Source organism: Enterococcus sp. 22-H-5-01, from assembly GCF_050310005.1.
GTDB classification, from domain to species: domain Bacteria; phylum Bacillota; class Bacilli; order Lactobacillales; family Enterococcaceae; genus Enterococcus_A; species Enterococcus_A hailinensis.
Genome location: NZ_CP189993.1, coordinates 1,808,778 through 1,827,020, shown reverse-complemented (window position 1 = coordinate 1,827,020; position 18,243 = coordinate 1,808,778). Strand labels below are relative to the sequence as shown.

Below are 18,243 nucleotides of genomic sequence, written 5' to 3'. Positions count from 1 at the left end.
ACTTTGGTCTAGCTTCTTTTTGCGAATAAACATCTGTACTCTTACTGCAATTACTTGAGCCTTATTAGTGTTTATCTCAATCATTTTTTAATGGACTAATTCTAATTGACGTAAGGCTTTATAAATCCCGTCTTGATCATTAGTGTCAGTCACAATATTGGCAGCATCTTTAACATGGTCTGCGGCATTTCCCATTGCTACGCCAGTTCCCGCAAGATTTAACATCTCGATATCGTTGTTTCCATCTCCAAAAGTAATGATGTTTTCAGGTTTGATACCGACTTTTTTTGCTAAAGCTAAAATAGTTTGGGCTTTTGAGCCTGGATCTGGGATGATATCAACACTATTCTCATGCCAACGCACGATTCGAAATTCTGGAAAGGCTGCTTCAAATTCTTGATCCATCGACTTATCATAATAGACACATGCTTGATACACTTCATGTTGACCAAAATAATCTTTTTGATAATCTGGAGCCGCTTGGCCAAATGAAGCCATAGCTTCATTGACTTTTCCGCCATTATAATCAGTCACACGTGCGAATGAATCTAAACCAAAGAGCATGACGTCTATTTTTCGTTCACCTGCAAAAGCAATCATTCGCGTCAACGCTTCACGGTCAAGCGTATGTTTATAAACTTGTTCATGATCGAGAAACGCAGCTGAACCATTACAAATGATATAATTCGTACAGCCTAATTGATGAATCACTTCGCCCGCCAATAAACGTGAGCGTCCAGTCGCGATGATCACTAAATGTCCTGCTTCACGTAACGCTTTTAAAGCTTTGATTGTACTATCCAAAGGTTTTCTCTGACTGCTCAACAAGGTGCCATCAATATCTAGTGCGATCAATTTTCTTTCCAAAATTTATCTCTCCATTTATATGTATTTGTTGGTACGAATTGAATAAGCAAAAACGTGCAATAACGTTTTCTTCCTTTAGGAATATAGATCAGTTTCAAGGAATTTGCAAAATTTGCTTTATTTTCTTTTATTCTATCATTTTTTTTAAGTAGAAAGTACCGCATTACCTATATATGGATCATTTATCATATTTATTTAAGAATTGCAATAGCTTAACTTGACTTACCTTCCCTTTGTCCGTTATACTGACATCTGTGTAAAATAATGCAGCAGAAGAGTAATAGCCCGTCCCCAGTTCGTTGCCAATATTGGTTCAATTGCGTAACCGCGGCTGCGAAGGCGAAGATTGAAGAACGAACTACACGGATATGAATTTTTCAAACGGATTATTTTACTCCAAATACAATTTATTGGAGGAATTTTTAATGTCACGTTATACAGGACCATCATGGAAACAATCTCGTCGTCTTGGTATCTCATTATCAGGAACAGGGAAAGAATTAGCACGTCGTCCATACGCTCCAGGTCAACATGGACCAAACAGCCGTGGTAAAAAATCAGAATACGGCTTGCAAATGTCAGAAAAACAAAAATTACGTTTTATCTACGGATTAAACGAACGTCAATTCCGTAACTTATTCGTACGCGCTAGCAAAATCAAAGAAGGTAAACACGGTGTTAACTTCATGATCTTACTAGAACGTCGTTTAGATAACGTTGTTTACCGTTTAGGTTTAGCTTCAACTCGTCGTCAAGCTCGTCAATTAGTTAACCATGGTCACGTAACTGTCGATGGCAAACGTGTTGATATCGCTTCTTACGAAGTAGAAGTTGGCCAAGTAATTGGTATCCGCGAAAAATCTAAAAACATGATCACAGTTAAAGAAGCTGTTGAATCTGCTGTTGGTCGTCCTGCTTTCGTAAGCTTTGACGCTGACAAATTAGAAGGTTCTTTATCTCGTTTACCAGAACGTGATGAATTCAACCCAGAAATCGACGAATCTCTAGTCGTTGAATTCTACAACAAATTAATGTAAGACTTCTTACAAACACTCAAGTCCTTGTTATCAAGGACTTGGGTGTTTTTTGTTTTAGTGTTGACTCGTTAAAAATCCTTTGATAATGATGGTAATTATTTTCTGAAAATGAGATACTAAAGCTATCTATCGAAGGAAAAGAGTGAAAAATATGAATTATTGTCCAAATTGTGGGACAGAATTAAGGGCTGGGGCCAAATTTTGTCCAGCATGTAGGTGTGATTTGGAACAAGAAACACGAAATCATGAAACAACTGATACAAGTCAATTTTAAACGGATGATTCTTTTGAATTGGAGTTGGAACCAACAGCTGGATCAAATATCACCCGTGCAGAAATAAAAAAAGTTGCTCAAGAAAAATTATCTGGCCGTTATGGCGAATGGTTTAAAACGATTTTTTTATGGCTCATTGCTCAATGGGTCGTTAACCTTATTTTTCGGATCGCATTTATTAAGTATATCAGCCAAGGAACTAGCTATTGGTTCGCAAGTATCTTTGGACCTGCTTACTCATCTTATGAGTATTATAATTATGGCTATAGCTATTCTCCATTTGCTCATTTCTTCTGGTTCTTGATTATGCTATTGGCGATCGTAGCAATGTTTTTGATTGCTTCTTTAGCTACTGCCACCTTCCAATGGTGTGCGATCCATACATTGCGGGGCAATCAAGCAGATGGTCTCAAAATTTTTGCTTATTTCATCAAAGCACAAAAAAATCGCGTATTGAAAGCTAATGTCTTAATTGCAATCTATACATTCTTTTGGACATTACTATTGGTTATCCCAGGAATCGTAAAAGCAGCTTCTTACGCCATGACGAATTAACTATTAGAAAAAGATTCAACATTGAGTGCATCGGATGCTATATTACTTAGCCGACAAATCATGCATGGCTATAAATTAGAATTTTTGATTTTACGCGCTTCATTCTTCTTTTGGACCATCTTAGCAATTTTTCAGGTAACCAATTTTTATGTGTTACCTTATCGAAATGTAACAGAGATTCAATTTTTGGATACTCTTTATGAACATTACATCAAGCAAAACTAGCAAATAAAAAACATCCGTCAGTTCTATTACTGACGGACGTTTTTTTTTATTTGTCTACTTTGATAAAGCTGTTTAAAAATATAAACGGCAATAAATAAAGCAAACATACTCAACAAACCAAAAAGAACTGTTTTCGTATTTCCGGATAAATTACTGCCCACATATGAATAGACGATCGTCGCTGGTAATTGTCCGATTCCTGTTGCGATCAAAAAAGGAATCGGTTTGATCGCTGTTAACCCCGCGGCATAACTAACAAAATCAAATGAAATAAAAGGCAGTAATCGGCAAATCAAAATCGTATGTTTCCCATACCGATCAAAGTAATTATCTAATGATTCCAATGAAAAATTTTTATTCAAACGTTCAACCAAATCTCTACCGGCGATCCGTGCAATATAAAAACACACCAACGAACCAGCCATGGCACTCGTCCAAGAAAGTAACGCCCCTTGCCACCAGCCAAAAACTGCAGCATTGGCAAAGGTAATCAAAAAAGCTGGTAGCGGAGCAATGACCGATTGGAACATCATCAATAAAAAAGAAATCAAGATTGCCCAAACACCAAAAGAACGCAGATACTCTGCAATATTTTCGACACTCATGGAACTAAATAATGCTAGAACTTGCGTGACTTTTAATCGTATCGGTGGAATAAAGTACGCACTGATACTCAATAATACAATAACCGCAACTAGTCCGACCTTCGCTAAAGATTTATTTTTCAATGATATTTCCATCCTTGTTTTAGTTTCTAGTTCAAAAATAGCCACTCAAAACGAATAAAATACTTAAAACAGCCCTCCCGTTTTAAGAAAAATACTGCCTTAGATAACCTAAGACTGTTCAAACTCCATAACTGATAATTTACCTTTAATAGTTTTCCTCCTTCTCTAATAGCTCTTAACCCAAGTATATAAAACGCTTTCCAGTTTTACAATAAAGAGTTTAAGACAAAAAAGACTAATTAATCATGCAGCTGTCAAAGTACTTTACTTCTAATACTCTTTGTTTTATAATTACGTTAACCTAAAATAAAAAATAGTTAACGAAAGAGTGAGTCTATTGAAATTATCAAGTCGAGAAATTGTCTTAGCTGGAGTTTTTGCTGCCGTCATCAGTATTTTGTCACAATTTACCATTCCTTTAGGAGCTATCCCCTTGACCTTGCAAACTTTTGCTGTTGGTTTTGCGGTTACCATCTTAGGTAAAAAAACAGGAACTATGGCTGTTTTGATCTATCTATTGATGGGAATGATCGGACTTCCTGTATTAGCTGGTGGTGCTGGCGGGTTTGCTAACTTTTTTGGCCCGACAGGCGGTTTTTTGATTGGTTTTATTTTTCAAGCGTATTTTACCGGTTGGTTATTAGAAAAGTCTGCGTTTAATTATTTTTGGTCGATCACTGCTAATCTTATTGGCGCTTTTATCACCTTGATCTTTGGTTCTTTATGGCTAAAAGTCAGCGGTGGTCTTCCTTGGCAAGCAGCTTTTTCTGCTGGAATGATTCCATTTATTTTACCGGGGATCATCAAAGCAGTTGCGTCAGGCTATTTAGGCGTTCTATTAGGCAAAAGACTGACTTTCACAAAATATATTTATCGATAGTTGCCCCAGAGTATGGCCGATCGTGACCATACTCTTATTTTTGTTTGACTTTTTAATCAGGGTGCCTTATCATATCAATTAATAAGGTTACCTTACAATAATGAAGATGAAAGAAGCGAGACAAATGACAAAAGTTTTATTTCTAAATGTAACAACTCATGGACACGTAAATCCTTCTCTAGGATTAATCAATGAATTAACCGGTCGCGGTATTGAAGTCGTTTATTTTTCGAGTGAGGAATTTCGCGAAAAAATTGAAGCTGCTGGTGCAGAATATCGTCCATACCACTATGATCTGAATATTTTTAAAAATGGATTCAACGTTTTGATCGATCATGGAGCAGATATCATCCAAGACATTTTGGATCAAATCGAAAACGACTCATTTGATTGCATTATTCACTCCATCGCTATGCCCTTTAGTAAACAAATCGCCGACTATTTGATGTTACCTGCAATTTCTATGCTGGCGGTATTTATGGGGATGAAGAAATTCATGCAGCCCAATCAAACGAAGATCGCAGGTAAATTCAACGCTTTAGATGAGGCCTATTTGCAAGAAGCCCAAAAAATTGAACAGCAATTTAATCTAACGATGCCTGAACATTTTTTTGATTTGATCATGAATGAAGAAGACTTAAATATCGTCTTTACTTCAGATTATTTTTTACCTGCTGAAGAACGCGATTTCTTTGATGACAAGTATGTATTGGTAGGAGCAGATGTTTACAATCGATTAGAAGACTTAACTGATTTTCCAATTGAGCAGATCAAATCGGCTAGTAATGTTTTATACATTTCATTTGGAACGATTTTTGGTGATTTCGCCAAAGAAATTTATCAAAAAGTTTTTAACGCTTTCGGCCATTCTGAATATTTAGTTGTTATGGCTGCTCATAAAGTCGGTTTAGATGAACTAACTATTCCCGAAAACTTTATTATTCGCGATTATGTACCGCAAAACGAAGTCCTGAAATATGCAGATGTCGCAATCACTCATAATGGGCTGAACAGCATGAATGACCTGATTTTAAATGAAGTTCCTTTTGTCTCTTTGCCAATGGGTTCTGACCAACCAGCACTCGCAAAACGGCTGACAGAATTGAATGCAGGGATTTGTTTAGACTATCAAACAGTCGGAAGTGCTGAATTACAGGCGGCAGTTGAAGAAGTTCAAATTGATCCTAACTATTTGATAAACTTAAAAACAATCAAAACTTCTTTTGAATCCGCTGGCGGATATAAACAAGCTGTCGACGCGATCCAAACATATTTAGCTGAATAAATAAAAAAAGTCTTTCATTACGAAAGACTTTTTTATTTTTCTAATTCTTTTTGTGCTAATAATAGCGTTCCAATCAAGCCGCTTGCATTTGGTAATCCCCACCGTACGATATACTCTTCAACCTTGGGTGTTTCCATATAACCTGCCATCAACTCAGTAAATTGTTGTTGGATTTTTTTTAGTAGGTGATCTTGATTCATCACACCACCACCTAAAACGATGACTTCTGGTGCTAAGATCAATGTATAGGACATCAGTGCTTGAGCTAAATAATTGGCTTGCAGATCCCAAATTGGGTGGTCCAACGGTAAGTCTTCGCCACGAATACCTGTCCGTGCTTCTAAAGAGGGGCCTGCAGCTAAACCTTCCAAACAATCTTTATGATAAGGACAGGTTCCTTGATACGTATCTTTAGGATCACGCTTTACAAAAAGATGGCCCATTTCTGGATGACTGATTCCTTCAAAGACCTCATCATTTACAACGACGCCCCCGCCGATACCCGTTCCAACCGTTAGATAAATACAGCTACTTTTTTGCTTGGCTGCACCTTTTTTTATTTCGCCATAAGCTGCCGCATTCACATCAGTTGTCCAAGCTGTCGGAACATGGTAACGCTGCTTCATTTTCCCTAAAAAATCTGTATTGGCCCAGCCTTCTTTCGGGGTCGATAGAATATGCCCATAGTTTTTATAGTTTGGTTGAATGCCGATTGGTCCAAATGAACCTATTCCTAATGCATCGATCGGATAGCGATCAAAAAAAGCAAATACTTCTTCAAATGTTGCTTGCGGTGTAGTCGTTGGAATGCTGACTTTTTCTAAAATAGTTTGCTGATCGTCAGCCACTGCGCAAATAAATTTTGTACCACCTGCCTCGATACCACCATATAACATAATCTTCCTCCTAATTTTGGCTATTCATTTTATGTTTAAAAAAAAGACCGAGGGGAAATTCCCCTTGGTCCTGTCACTTAATTTTGTTCAGATCTCCAAGGTTGGATATTTTCTTTACGGAAGATTTCCGCTTGGCCGATTGAGTTGAATAACTCCATTTTTTGTTTCACGACTGCTTTAGCTGCATCGATACATTCAGGATAGATGGCATTTGGATCCCATAACTCAGTAGTTGAAAGAATTTCACGACATTTTTTGTAAAATGCGTATTTGTAATCTGACGAGATATTTACTTTTTGGATCCCGATTTGAACTGCTTTAGCAATTTCTTCATCTGGATTAGCTGACCCGCCGTGTAAAACTAATGGAATATCTACTTTGCTCTTGATTTCTTCTAAAACATCCATTTTTAATTCTGGTTTAACATCTTTAGGATAGATACCATGTGCTGTACCGATCGCAACAGCTAATGTGTCGATCCCTGTTTTTTCAATAAATTCTTCAGCATCTTCTGGTCGTGTATAGATTACTTCAGATACACCGCCCTCGACTGAAGTACCGGTATTTCCGATTGTTCCTAATTCACCCTCGACAGAAACTCCAATTTTGTGACAAACATCGACGATTTCTTTAGTAATGGCGATGTTTTCTTCGAACGGCAATAATGACCCGTCAATCATGACAGAACTAAAGCCGCAATGAATGGCACGCATGATACTAGCTAAACTATCACCATGATCCATATGGATGACGAATGGAACTGAACTATTCTTTGCGCGTGAGACAGCATACTGGAAGAACTCATCTTTGGTAAAATCCAATTCCGTTGGATGAACGGCAATGATCGCTGGTGCATCATTTTCTTCGGCTGCTTCGATGACTACTCGTAAAAAATTACTATCTGCTACGTTAAACGCTCCTACAGCGAATTTATTTTCCTTTGCGATTTCTAGCATTTGCTTCATATTAATTAACATTTGGCGTTATCTCCTCTAAGATTTATTTTTAGAACCTGAAAGTTCTATATACTGTTTTACAACTTCTTTTCCTGCTGCTATTGTTTGATGGATCAATGTTGGATAATCTACATTTGGATCATCAGTTAATAATTTTTGAATTTCAGCTTTTTGGGCTTTCATAAAATCTGAACCAACATTGATTTTATTGATACCTAATTCAATCGAACGGATAATATTTTTTTCTCCTGCTCCAGATCCGCCATGTAACACTAAAGGCAAATCAGTTGCCGCCTTGATTTTTTCGACGATATCAAAGCGAAAATCTGGTACATACCCTTCTGGATAATTCCCATGACTAGAGCCATAAGATAAGGCCAGACAATCAACACCTGTTTCTTGGATAAAACGAATGGCATCATCTGGATCAGTATACATTTCATCATTCGTGAAATGATCACCAGCGACAGCCCCCATATCCCCAACTTCTGCTTCTACGCTTGCATTATAAATCTGAGCCAGCTCAACCATGTTTTTAGTGATTCGAATGTTTTCTTCTAACGGATACATCGAAGCATCCATCATGACACTTGAAAAACCTTCGTGTAAACACTGTTTAACAAACGCTACATCCTGGCCATGGTCTAAATTGATCGCTACTTCTACTTTCGCATCATTGGCCATTCGAATGATTGGCTTGGTCACATAGCGAATATCTAAGTGTTCTTGCAAATGGTCTTGCAATAAATCAATGATGATTGGCGAACGCATCTCCTCTGCTGCTTCAATCACTGCTTTGGCAGTCTCAAGATTAAAACAATTGATCGCCATGACTGCGTACTTCTCACGATTGGCTTTTTGCAACATTTCCTTCATTGAAACATACATTTAAAGGTCTCCTTCTTTAGAATCAGGAATTTCTTTACTTAAAGAAAAGTCAGTTTTATTTTTAAATCGGCTATCTTCTTAGTGCTAGAAAAGATAGCCGCTTAAATCAATTTAAGATAATTTGATCGATGAAAAATCTACTTCTTCCTCTTCTTCTTCATCAGGAATATCATTTTCTACAGGTGCTTTTTTCAGTGCAAATAATAAGACACCTGTGATTACTGAACCAATTACTAAAGCAAGTGTAAATCTTAACGGATCAGTCATCGCTGGAATAATGAAGACTCCTCCTGAAGGAACCGGCGAACCGACTCCCCATAACATACTCAAGCCGCCACCGATTGCAGCACCTGTCGTACATGAAACAATCAAGCGAATAGGATCAACTGCTGCGATGGGAATCACGCCTTCTGTGATCATACAAAGTCCCATTGGAAAAGCGATTTTGATATTGTCTTCTTCTTCTTTCGAATATTTAGGTTTGCGGAACAATTTTGATAAAGCCCATGAAATTGTTACACCGAATGGTGGAACCATTGAAGCCAAAACTTTTACAGCTTCTGGGCCTTGAACGCCTTCTAATAACAAGCCGTCAGCAAATAGTGACGCAACTTTATTGATGGGTCCGCCGAAGTCAAAGGCAGCCATCCCGCCAACGATTGCTCCAAATAAGAAGTTCCCGGAACCTTGTAATCCTTCTAAGAAACTAGTTAACGCTTCTGTTGCCCAAACAATTGGTACCCCGATAACAAAGAACATCAATAATCCAATAATTAAAGTAGATAAAAGCGGTACGATCATCATCGGCATCAAACCTTGAGCCCATGTTGGAACTTTTAAATTTTTGACTAAGAAAAGTACGAAGAAACCAACTAAGTAACCACCTAACATTCCTCCAAGGAATCCAGCACCGATCGCATTTGCAATCAGTCCCATGAATAAGCCGGGGCCAATACCAGGGCGGTCTGCAATTGAATAGGCAATCGCTGCTGAAATCACCGGTGCCAATAGTCCCATGCCTAAAACACCGAGCGACACTAACGCATCCGGAATTGAGTATGCAGCTTTATAATCTTCAATCACTGCGCCACCTGTTAAATTCCCAATCGCAATCAGCAAGCCTGCCGTAACAACAACTGGTAACATGTACGAGATTGCCGTCAAGGCATGTTTTTTCAATTGTAGCTTCTTAAACATTACATTCATCTCCTTTGATTTGTATTCAAATTTTTACCAACTAAACCTTTGCTACTTCTTCTTCGATTTTATTGATCAAACCTTTTGGCGCTTTGATTACCATACTAGTCGGAATTTCTACAACCTTTTTTCCAATAAAGCGATCTCTTCCTCCAATTTTGATATCCGCTGCGATAATCACGACGTCAGCTGCTTTGATTTCTGCCATTGTTAATTCATCTTCTGTTCCAATCGTTCCTTGTGTTTCAATATGAACGGTATGGCCAAGTGCTTTAGCTGCCTTCTCCAATTTTTGTTTTGCGATATACGTATGGGCGATCCCTGAGGTACATGCAGCTACTCCGACAATTTTCATTTTATTTTCCTCCATTTTCTATCGTTTTCTATTCTTCATCTTCCATTGGGTCTTTTGATAATAATTCAATTACTTCTGCTTTCGTTTGAGCATGAACCATGTTTTCAATAAAATCCTCATCCGCTAACAACATTGCAACTTTTTGTAATAATTTGATATGCATTGTATTCGCATCCGTATTTCGAACGGCGAAAAGAATGATCACTCGGACTGGTTGGTCATCTAAAGATTCCCATTCAATCGGTTTTTTTGTTTTCCCTACGACTAACGATGTTTTGATCACGCTATCAGATTTCCCATGTGGAATGGCAATACTATTCCCGATTCCAGTCAAACCTTCTGATTCGCGTAAAAATACATCGGCAGCAAAATCTTTTTCATCACTGATATCTCCATGAACTTTTAAAAGCTGTGTCAATTCATAAATAGCCGCTTCTTTTGTTTCCGCTTCCATTTCTAATTGGATCAAATCTTCAGTGATCACATCAGCGATACTAAAGTCGTCCATCATTCTTTCAGGTGTCATTTTATATCTCTCCTAACATTTGCTTTACTCGTTTTTCATCTTGTTTTGTAAACACTGAATTCACTAAAATTGTAGGGGTCATCATTTTGATCGTTAAATTGACTGTCGTTAAGATCAAATCGATATTTTTATATTTTTCAGGCGCCTTAGAGAATTTTCTCGCGGATAATACATCAACGATCTCTAATTCCGGAAATGCCTTACGTACTTTTACTTTTAGTAGTTCTGAAGTACCGACACCGCTGCTGCACATGATCAACACCCGTTTTTGATTGTGGATCATTTCGCGGTATTTAACGAAGTATAGTGTTAAAAATCCTAGTTCATCTTCTGATATCGTGTTCAAGCCATACTTTTTGGTAACTATCTGACCGACTTGTTTTACTTGTTGGAAAATATCTGGATATTCCAATTTGATATCACTCAATAAATCGTTTTTGACGATGATCTCATTTTTCAAACGGTACAAAAGTGGTTCGATATGATTATATAAATCTTGTCGATTAACCTTTTTATCGACTTTCATTCCCATCAAGCAGCTCATCTCTTTAGCAAAAAAATCAGTGATTTCAAGCGCAATTTCTGATTTTCGATTCAATTTGATGTGCTCGTTTTCCATGCGCGAAGAAATCAAATATTGAAATAGAAAGAATGTTTCGCTCTCAGGTAAAATAATATTTAAATAGTGATTCAACTTAGTCATTACCATCCGTGAAATCTGATAAAGCTGATCATATTCAACGATCAATTCTTCTTCATCAGGATCTAGTAGCTCCGCACGAGTATCTGGATGAATCTCTCCCTCTCTGACTCGTTTGACTAAGATGTAGATATGAGAAAAAATATTGCTATTGTAAGGATAAGCGATCCCATTTTGCAATTTCCGTTCAATAAATTCTAAAAGCGACGTAATAAAATTGATATCGTAAGAACTAATTTTTTCATGTTGTGTCGAAAAATCTTCTTCCCAAACTCGGTTTGCATCGATCAGATAATTCACAGCTTTACGAATATGCTTTTCTGATCCTTCAATTGCAATACGTTGTTCTTTTCGAACCAAGGTCAGCTGGTATTCAGCTAGAAACTCACTCATCCGGATCAAATCGTTTTTGATTACTGTTGAACTAAGATAATATTCTGCAAATAATTCTTGGATCAATATTTTCTTAGGAGATTTAAATAACAGAATCAAAAGAATTCGATTTCTTCTTTCTAATGGTCCCTGAATGATTTCTTCGCCTTTTCTTGTGACACTTGCCTCTAGATATTTATCATAATCTAAACGAAAACCTTTTCCTGCTTCAGCTAAAATAATGTCACCCCTATCAGAGGCTTCATTGATTTTTTTGACTGTACGATAAACTGTTTTCGTAGAAACATTGGCAAATTCAGCTAGTTCTTGTGCAGTGAGAGTCATTCCATGTTTGATAAATAATTCGATCAATTGCTTTTCTCGTTTGCTTAGCTGCATTTGGTCAACCTCCTTGTCATTAATATACATTCTTTTAAGTCGAAAATATTTTTTCTTGTGTCCACTAATGTGGACATTTTTATAAAGCGCTTTCAATAACTGCGTATTCATTTGAGTTTAAATAACTTTAGTACATAAATAGATATTTTCCTTTAAATGCTTCAAAGCCCTTCAAATGAATAAATATTATTAATAAAAATTAAACCAGAATATTCAAAAAAAACAAGAGTATTTAGTATATTACTCTTGTTTTTATCAGAATATTTCAAATTATCATTCCATTTAATTCTTTATTAGTTAAATTCTAAACGGTGATCAACTTATATAGTGGCGCCAATTGTTGATAAGTATCGATCATATACTGTTTTGCAGCTTCTGGATTTTTCCACAATGGATCCTCTTTTTTGATGATTCTCCCTATTTGAAATTCTCCTTTTTTCACATCCCGAAACCTTATCAACATTTTTTCTAAGTTTTCTGGGGACAATTCTTCCGTTTGTAGTTTTGTATGATCCCCTGACAAAACAAAATCTTTCGATAGTTGAGCAAAATATGCGGGATTATCCAAACATTGTTGCGCAATGAGCCTCTCATCTTTTGGCTGATCGATGCAAGATAACCACATAAAAACATACTCTGGCCAAATACCTAATTGAAAATGAGGTTCCATCTTATACCCTCTTTTTTGGCGACTTAGCGCTGACCACGTATTTTCCGGTGGATAAACTGAGCGTCGGCGATGTTGCGCAATGTGGATAAATAATTTTTCATCCACTAAGGGTTCTAAGACTTGTTGAAAAGCTTCATCTAATTGTTGAAAAATAGGCTGGATTTCTTGCCGAATAGCCGCCATTCTAGGTTCTAATCCTTCAATTTCAAAGACTTCAAAACTTTTTTCAGTAAACATTGATTTCCTCCTGCTGATCGATTTCCCTATTTAGTTTATCTGTCTTAGTGATTCGCTACAAGTTAAGTGGCTTCTTTGCAGAGCGAGATAAATAAAAGTCGTCTACTTACTAAATAGCTATAAAAATAAAGTTTTATCCGATTGTTGAGTATTTTTAAAGAAATTATTTCCCTCTGATTGTTAAATCAAGTATATTATAAGTAGCTATGTGGATTTAATAGCGATTCAGAAATTTATTTTCTGAGGAGGGTGATACAAATGATTTCAGACGCTATCGGATTTGAAAAAAAATTTCGTTTGAAAGAAGATCAAAAATTCGAACAATATAAAGTCATGTTACCTAAATTGCGTGAACATGATTTAATGATAAAAATTTCAGCTATCTCTATCAGCACGTTAGATACACAGATCCGACAAACGATCAAAGGTCCAAAGAAACCTTATGTTTTAGGTTTTGGCGGTGTTGGAATCATTACCCGTATGGGCAGCAGTGATTCTCGCTTGAATGTTGGCGACCGTGTTTTGTTTGTTAATAAAGTTGGCAAATATGGGAGTTATAGCAACTTCCAAATCGTTGATAGACGTTCCGTAGTTAAGCTACCAGCTGATTTTCCTACGGATGAAGCAGCCGCTTTTTCGTATAGTTTTTTCTTAGCTTTTGAAGTCGTTTTCAAACAATTAGGACTAGCTCCTAAACCGAAAAAGAACTCCGGTACCTTGTTGATTTTGAATACTTCTGACGGCCTCGGTGCAAGCATTATCCAATTAGCAAAATGGGCTGGTTTAAATGTCGTTGCTACGATCAATAAAAATAATTCAGAGATCTGGATCAAAAACATGGGCGCTGATCTAGTTCTATCACAATCAAACCATTTAGCAAGAGATATTAAAAATGCAGGTTTTTCTTCTGTTGATTACGTGATCAACTTAGACACCGAAAAAGAAAAAAGTTTTGAGCATTTGGCTGATTTTGAAGAAACAGCGACCATTTTATTGCTGCATTTTATTAATAAGAAGAAAAAGGCCAATGTCTCTGACTATCAGAATTTTTACTGTGAAGATTTTCTTGAAGAATCGTTTGCGTCAGAAGAAGGAATTGATTATTCCCGTAAAATTATGGAACTTTTGATTTATCTATGGGAGAAAAAACAATTGAAATCGATTTTGACAGCGCAATTAAATGGGTTCTCCGCTAAGAACTTTTACGGTGCTCATAAATTGATCGAGAACAATCCCAATTTCAGACATCTAGTTTTGATTAACTGATTGATTCGCAACTCGCTTTTAAAGCGAGTTTTTTTATCAAGAAAATAAATTTTAAAATAAATTTTTTCTTAAATTATGTGATTAACATTTGTTATTAGCATAATCTAGAGAAATTATCCGCTTTTTTGATGTTAACATTTGCTAATTCACAAAAATGGTATTAAGATATAAAATGAAATTTTTATTTTTATTTTCAGTATCAAATATTTTAGGAGGTTTTTATGGATTATTCACTGACAACTCGGTTGGTAGCTGAGTTCTTGGGAACTGCTTTGTTAGTAATGTTAGGAAACGGTGCGGTTGCCAATGTTGATTTGAGAGGTACAAAAGGTTACGGTAGTGACTGGATGTTGATTGCTGTAGGTTATGGGTGTGGGGTTATGATTCCTGCAATGATTTTTGGTGGTATCAGCGGAAACCACATTAACCCAGCGTTTACAATTGGTTTAGCAGTAAGTGGCTTATTCCCTTGGTCTGAGGTTCTTCCTTATATCATCGTTCAAATTCTTGGCGCAATGGTTGGTCAATTAGTTGTTGTAGCTTGCTACAAACCTTATTATGACCAAACTGAAAACAAATTACATGTCTTAGGAACATTCTCAACAATCAATAGTGTTGGTTCTAAATTCAATGGTTTTGTAAATGAATTCTTTGGATCATTTATTTTATTCTTTGGTGCCCTAGGGATCACTAAAGCGCCATTCTTCCAAAATAATTTAGGAACTGCTCACTTAGCATTAGGTTTCTTAGTATGGACATTGGTTGCATCATTTGGCGGACCAACTGGACCTGGTTTGAATCCTGCTCGTGATTTAGGTCCTCGTATTATGCATGCATTATTACCATTAAAAAATAAAGGCGATTCACAATGGAGCTATTCTTGGGTACCAGTTTTAGCACCGATCATCGCTTCAATTCTTGCAATTGCATTATACAAAACAGTATTCATTTAAATATTCAAACTGACGTAAAGAATTTACGTCAGTTTTTTTTCTTTTTAAATACAAAAAACCTCTTAGAATAAATTCCAAGAGGTTTTTTTCACCAGTACCAAAATGATAGGAAGGTTCTTCGTCCACTAAGCTTCTTCCCGACACGCCTGAAATCCGACAGGTGACTTACGTCATGTGCCTCTGGTATCGAAGGATCTTAAAAAAACTGATCCACTCGACTCGTCGCATGAGACAAACTATAGCACATCTAGCCTGCTTTTACCAATCATTTCTGATTGTTTTGATAAATCTTTTCAATCAGTTCAACGGTTTTGATCGTCAGTGTTTTTGTAACGATTGGACTTTCGAGCAGCTCTTTCTTTAAACAGTCATTGACGTGTTCGATTTCAAAAACGAATTCACTCGTTTGTTTACTCTCTAACAGTTCTTTTCTACCATCTATATAGTAAATTTCAGCTCTATCTGTTTTCCAAAAATTTGGTACAACGATCTTGCCCTGTTCACCATAGACCACTAATTTGTTTTCTAAATCCAAATCGACAGTCATAAATATCGTAGCGAGCACCTTATCAGGAAAAGTTAACGTGACCTGTGCTTGGGCATCGGATTGATTAGGAACAAAAATTAATGTTCCCCGAGCTTCTTCTACTGATGAAGCCAATACATATTGCAAATACTCGAGCGGATAGGTTCCTGCTCCACGCAAAACACCTCCGCCCGACTCTAAATCACGAAACCATTTGATGTGATCAATATCTGGATAGGAAGTAACTGAATCTACCCAACGAATTCGGCCGATTCCCCCTTGTTCGATCACTTGGCGGACTTGGTTTGTGATCGGAAGAAACAGCGCTTTTTGAGCTTCCATCAGAAAAAGTCGGCGTTCTTTTGCTAAAGCATAAAGCTCTTTCGCTTGCGCAACTGTCATCGTAAACGGCTTTTCTAGTAACACGTGCTTGCCATTTACTAAAGCTTGTTTGGCCGCGGCATAATGACCTTGGTTATAAACAGCGATATAAACGATATCAACAGCGTCACTTTGACAAAGTTCTTCATAACTGCCAAATGCTTGGGGAATATCTAACTCCAAAGCCATCGCTTGTGCTTTTTTCAGCTTTCTAGAAGCAATTGCAGTTACTATTCCTTCCTGACTTTCTTTGACTCCGGCAACAAAACGGGGAACAACTTGAGCGGTACTTAAAATTCCATAGCGGATCATACTATTCCTCCTAACTAGAAATAAAAAAAGCTGATAGAATACTATCAGCTTACCGATTCAATCAAATACTTGCAAATGTTTTCTTTAAGACAAATAAACAAACAAAACCATATGAAGCAACGGACCATAATTTAAAAATCAGTACGATCCGCAAATAATCTTTAAACGGCAAATCGGTCATTCCTGCTACTAGACAGGTCAAGTCATCCGGCAAAAACGGAAAGATAAAACAAACGATCAGTAGTCGTTTGATATCTTGCGTATGATCTTGCAAAGTCGTTTCAAATTTTTCAAAATTCTTTTGTGATAAAACTAAGCGAGCAAAGCGCGGACCATAGCGCCGGACCAATAAAAATAAGCCAACTTCGCCTATCACAAGTCCTATATAGCTATATAAAATACCAGGAATGTTTCCGAACATCAGCATTCCAACAATCGTTGCAAAACCGCCCGGCAAAAATGGAACGACAGGTTGAATTGCTTGAACGATAATGAATGCTCCTACCGCAAAACTACCGAAATTACGAATAAATTGTTGTAGATCCGCAATCGAGCTAAACAGACCTGAACGTCTGATATAGATAAGTAATATGATAAATGCCGCTAAACCAACGACCGGTAATAGTTGAATCACCTTTTGTTGCCATGGAGCACGACTACGTGTTTTAGGTTCCAACCTTTTACCCCCTTTTATTCTAAAAACAGTGACCGACTGATTTAGCCAATCCATTATTATTGGTAAAATTCCCCAATTTGATCCACATAAGGCAAGGATTCTTTCAATGGATAGACGACAAAATCATGCATCATCCCCGCGACAACTTCTAACTGCATCGTAGTCCCGCTACTTCTTTTGATTCGCTCCTGTAGCCGCAATACATCAGGATATAAGATTTCGTCGGTCCCAGCGACGACAAACAATTTTCCTAATTGATCAAAGTTGCCATAGATCGGTGAAACCATTGGATCTGTCAAAGATAGCTTTCCTGCGTAATTTTCTCCAGCTTCAGCCAAGAGATCTTTTTCTAATAATACATCTTTTTCTTGAAGTTCCTGTGAACGTGGATCACTTAATGAAGCATCTAACCACGGCGAAGCCAGCGCAATTCGTTTTGGCCGTTTAGGCAGATCAATATTGCGCAGATGCTGCGCCAAGCTCATCGCCAAGCCGCCCCCGGCAGAATCACCAAACAAATAAAAATGGTCATCCGGATAGAGATAGGTTAATTTTTTAAAGGCCTGTTCCGTTAGCGGGACCGTTGTTTCCGCCGTATTTTCAGGTGCCAATGGATAATCAAAATAACTGACTTTTAGATTATAACGCTTTACGAATCTTTCTTGAATCTCTTTATGGAATGGAGAAGCTTCTAGCGCGTAGCCACCACCATGCAAATAAAAAATATGCCTTTTGGTTGGATGGGCTGGGAACAACGTAATCAATTGATGTCCATCGATTTCAGCTATTTTATGTGGCATATCTGCTTGCGATAATTGACGACTGATCAATCGCCGACGTTTGGGAGGATCGACCATAGTTGCGCCTACCAACTTTTTCATATTGATGACTTTAAAGACATTTTTAACTAGTTTCGCTGAATAACGCATCGCATTGCTCCTTCTTTTATTTGGCTGCGGGATATGTTCTAAAAAACAGTTCCTTTAAATAATTCCGATAAAAAGAACCAAGGAATTTTTCGTTTCGTGCTACAATAGACGAGTAGAACATCGTCTCTACTACTTAAGCATAACGGAATCTAA

At 37.2% G+C, this 18,243-nt stretch carries 21 protein-coding genes; 8 read left to right on the top strand and 13 right to left on the bottom strand.

Annotated features, from left to right (window positions below; translation table 11 throughout):
• Window positions 1-87: 87 nt before the first annotated feature.
• Window positions 88-867 (bottom strand): HAD family hydrolase, encoded by a 780-nt coding sequence (locus ACQKTA_RS09290; protein WP_332580205.1) that lies wholly within the window; start codon window positions 865-867, stop codon window positions 88-90.
• A gap of 425 nt (window positions 868-1,292) precedes the next feature.
• Here ACQKTA_RS09290 and rpsD point away from each other — a divergent pair, with 425 nt between their 5' ends.
• From rpsD to ACQKTA_RS09270, 4 genes are all read left to right on the top strand, one after another.
• The gene (gene rpsD, locus ACQKTA_RS09285; protein WP_332580206.1) at window positions 1,293-1,904 is read left to right on the top strand and encodes a 30S ribosomal protein S4; all 612 of its coding nucleotides are present in this window, start codon (window positions 1,293-1,295) and stop codon (window positions 1,902-1,904) included.
• A 151-nt stretch (window positions 1,905-2,055) separates the two neighbouring features.
• On the top strand, window positions 2,056-2,178 hold the full coding sequence (locus tag ACQKTA_RS09280) for a zinc-ribbon domain-containing protein (protein WP_427813542.1): 123 nt from the start codon (window positions 2,056-2,058) through the stop codon (window positions 2,176-2,178).
• A gap of 18 nt (window positions 2,179-2,196) precedes the next feature.
• The gene (locus ACQKTA_RS09275) at window positions 2,197-2,733 is read left to right on the top strand and encodes a hypothetical protein (protein ID WP_427813541.1); all 537 of its coding nucleotides are present in this window, start codon (window positions 2,197-2,199) and stop codon (window positions 2,731-2,733) included.
• 21 nt (window positions 2,734-2,754) lie between these two features.
• Window positions 2,755-2,958, top strand: a complete 204-nt coding sequence (locus ACQKTA_RS09270) for a DUF975 family protein (protein WP_427813540.1) — start codon at window positions 2,755-2,757, stop codon at window positions 2,956-2,958.
• Between the two features lie 26 nt (window positions 2,959-2,984).
• Here the strand turns inward: ACQKTA_RS09270 and ACQKTA_RS09265 are convergent, their stop codons facing one another.
• Entirely contained in the window at window positions 2,985-3,692 is a 708-nt protein-coding gene (locus ACQKTA_RS09265) for a TVP38/TMEM64 family protein (RefSeq protein ID WP_427814536.1), read from the bottom strand.
• Window positions 3,693-4,023: 331 nt separating this feature from the next.
• Here ACQKTA_RS09265 and ACQKTA_RS09260 point away from each other — a divergent pair, with 331 nt between their 5' ends.
• Window positions 4,024-4,566 carry a biotin transporter BioY gene (locus ACQKTA_RS09260; RefSeq protein ID WP_407855865.1) on the top strand — a complete coding sequence of 181 codons (543 nt, stop codon included), beginning with the start codon at window positions 4,024-4,026 and terminating at the stop codon, window positions 4,564-4,566.
• 124 nt (window positions 4,567-4,690) lie between these two features.
• Complete coding sequence (locus tag ACQKTA_RS09255) at window positions 4,691-5,851, top strand: macrolide family glycosyltransferase (protein ID WP_427813539.1); 1,161 nt, start codon at window positions 4,691-4,693, stop codon at window positions 5,849-5,851.
• A gap of 32 nt (window positions 5,852-5,883) precedes the next feature.
• Here ACQKTA_RS09255 and ACQKTA_RS09250 read toward each other — a convergent pair whose 3' ends face one another.
• From ACQKTA_RS09250 to ACQKTA_RS09215, 8 genes are all read right to left on the bottom strand, one after another.
• A complete protein-coding gene (locus ACQKTA_RS09250; RefSeq protein ID WP_427813538.1) occupies window positions 5,884-6,747 on the bottom strand; it encodes an ROK family protein in 864 nt (287 codons plus the stop codon).
• A gap of 77 nt (window positions 6,748-6,824) precedes the next feature.
• Window positions 6,825-7,724 carry a ketose-bisphosphate aldolase gene (locus tag ACQKTA_RS09245; protein ID WP_407855862.1) on the bottom strand — a complete coding sequence of 300 codons (900 nt, stop codon included), beginning with the start codon at window positions 7,722-7,724 and terminating at the stop codon, window positions 6,825-6,827.
• A gap of 15 nt (window positions 7,725-7,739) precedes the next feature.
• The gene (locus ACQKTA_RS09240; protein ID WP_332580212.1) at window positions 7,740-8,591 is read right to left on the bottom strand and encodes a class II fructose-bisphosphate aldolase; all 852 of its coding nucleotides are present in this window, start codon (window positions 8,589-8,591) and stop codon (window positions 7,740-7,742) included.
• Between the two features lie 111 nt (window positions 8,592-8,702).
• Window positions 8,703-9,788: a PTS fructose transporter subunit IIC gene (locus ACQKTA_RS09235; RefSeq protein ID WP_407855860.1), complete on the bottom strand. Its 1,086-nt coding sequence runs from the start codon at window positions 9,786-9,788 to the stop codon at window positions 8,703-8,705.
• A gap of 40 nt (window positions 9,789-9,828) precedes the next feature.
• On the bottom strand, window positions 9,829-10,143 hold the full coding sequence (locus ACQKTA_RS09230) for a PTS fructose transporter subunit IIB (protein WP_071858019.1): 315 nt from the start codon (window positions 10,141-10,143) through the stop codon (window positions 9,829-9,831).
• Window positions 10,144-10,171: 28 nt separating this feature from the next.
• Window positions 10,172-10,669, bottom strand: a complete 498-nt coding sequence (locus tag ACQKTA_RS09225; RefSeq protein ID WP_427813537.1) for a PTS sugar transporter subunit IIA — start codon at window positions 10,667-10,669, stop codon at window positions 10,172-10,174.
• Window position 10,670: 1 nt separating this feature from the next.
• Complete coding sequence (locus ACQKTA_RS09220) at window positions 10,671-12,140, bottom strand: BglG family transcription antiterminator (protein ID WP_427813536.1); 1,470 nt, start codon at window positions 12,138-12,140, stop codon at window positions 10,671-10,673.
• Window positions 12,141-12,444: 304 nt separating this feature from the next.
• Window positions 12,445-13,047 (bottom strand): DUF1054 domain-containing protein, encoded by a 603-nt coding sequence (locus tag ACQKTA_RS09215; protein ID WP_427813535.1) that lies wholly within the window; start codon window positions 13,045-13,047, stop codon window positions 12,445-12,447.
• 258 nt (window positions 13,048-13,305) lie between these two features.
• Here ACQKTA_RS09215 and ACQKTA_RS09210 point away from each other — a divergent pair, with 258 nt between their 5' ends.
• Both ACQKTA_RS09210 and ACQKTA_RS09205 read left to right on the top strand, forming a co-directional pair.
• Window positions 13,306-14,313, top strand: coding sequence for an alcohol dehydrogenase catalytic domain-containing protein (locus ACQKTA_RS09210; protein ID WP_427813534.1), 1,008 nt, complete (start codon window positions 13,306-13,308; stop codon window positions 14,311-14,313).
• A gap of 221 nt (window positions 14,314-14,534) precedes the next feature.
• The gene (locus tag ACQKTA_RS09205) at window positions 14,535-15,266 is read left to right on the top strand and encodes an MIP/aquaporin family protein (RefSeq protein ID WP_332580218.1); all 732 of its coding nucleotides are present in this window, start codon (window positions 14,535-14,537) and stop codon (window positions 15,264-15,266) included.
• A gap of 265 nt (window positions 15,267-15,531) precedes the next feature.
• On the opposite strand, the gene ACQKTA_RS09200 is transcribed toward ACQKTA_RS09205, so the two are convergent.
• The 3 genes from ACQKTA_RS09200 to ACQKTA_RS09190 all read right to left on the bottom strand — a co-directional run bounded on the left by ACQKTA_RS09200 (window position 15,532) and on the right by ACQKTA_RS09190 (window position 18,090).
• Window positions 15,532-16,485, bottom strand: a complete 954-nt coding sequence (locus tag ACQKTA_RS09200) for a Gfo/Idh/MocA family protein (protein WP_427813533.1) — start codon at window positions 16,483-16,485, stop codon at window positions 15,532-15,534.
• 61 nt (window positions 16,486-16,546) lie between these two features.
• Entirely contained in the window at window positions 16,547-17,161 is a 615-nt protein-coding gene (locus ACQKTA_RS09195) for a TVP38/TMEM64 family protein (RefSeq protein WP_427813532.1), read from the bottom strand.
• Between the two features lie 56 nt (window positions 17,162-17,217).
• Window positions 17,218-18,090, bottom strand: coding sequence for an alpha/beta hydrolase fold domain-containing protein (locus ACQKTA_RS09190; RefSeq protein ID WP_407857167.1), 873 nt, complete (start codon window positions 18,088-18,090; stop codon window positions 17,218-17,220).
• Window positions 18,091-18,243: the final 153 nt, after the last annotated feature.